This is a genomic window from Croceicoccus esteveae, from assembly GCF_031846435.1.
Classification (GTDB): Bacteria; Pseudomonadota; Alphaproteobacteria; order Sphingomonadales; family Sphingomonadaceae; genus Croceicoccus; species Croceicoccus esteveae.
The window spans coordinates 1-831 of record NZ_JAVRHS010000029.1 but is presented as its reverse complement, the minus strand read 5'-3'; the positions used below and the strand labels follow the sequence as shown (position 1 = coordinate 831).

Genomic DNA, 831 nt, shown 5'->3' with positions numbered 1-831 from the left:
GAAGCACCGATCATGGCTGAACAGGATCAGGCGCCCGGCATGGCTGCGGCACAGGACAGCGCGGCCAGCCAGGCTGCAACGGCACAGCAGGATGCGCCTGCTGCACCCGAGACTGCGTCATATGCCGAGCAGATGACGACTGAGCAGGCTGCCATGGCCGCAACCGCTGAGCAGGCTCCTGTCGAGGTTGCTGCTGCTGAAAAAGCTCCTGCCAGGCCTGTGAAGGTTGCAGAAGCCGACATCGACAAGGAAAAGGACGAGAAGGACAATCACGACACCGACGGCGATGCCGCTCCGGTTGATCTGGCGCTTGATCCTGCTGCCGACATTCTTGCCGCGGTTGCAGAAGCCGATGGTGCACGCGCTGTTCCCGGTGCCGAAGGTGAAGCTTCCGCGCTGATGGGCGGCGGTTCGGGTGCCATTCTTGGCCTTGCTGCTGTTGCAGCAGCCGGTGCCGGCATCTACTTCCTGGTCGACGACAATGACGATGATCTGGATGTCATCACCCCGCCGCCTGCCGAAAACCAGGCGCCGGTAATCACGTCTGGCGATTCAGTTGCCATCGATGAAAATTCGGACGTTGATGATGTCATCTACACTGTCACCGCCACCGACGCCGATGGCGACGATATCGTCTACACCCTTGGCGGTGATGATGCCGCTGCATTCAGGATCGATTCCGACACCGGAGAAATCCGTTTTGTCGCATCGCCCGATTTCGAAGCGGGCGCTGATTACGACATCACTGTCGTTGCCACCGATTCCGAAGGCAATGCCACCAGCAAGGACGTGTCGGTCACCATCAACGATCTGGATGATGGCGATGTGACG

The 831-nt window shown here is 59.9% G+C and carries 1 protein-coding gene; it reads left to right on the top strand.

Translation table 11 applies throughout. From position 1 onward, the window contains the following. Positions 1–12 precede the first annotated feature (12 nt). Positions 13–831, top strand: an 819-nt coding sequence (locus tag RM533_RS13595; RefSeq protein WP_311341764.1) for a cadherin repeat domain-containing protein, incomplete at its 3' end; no start/stop codon positions are given.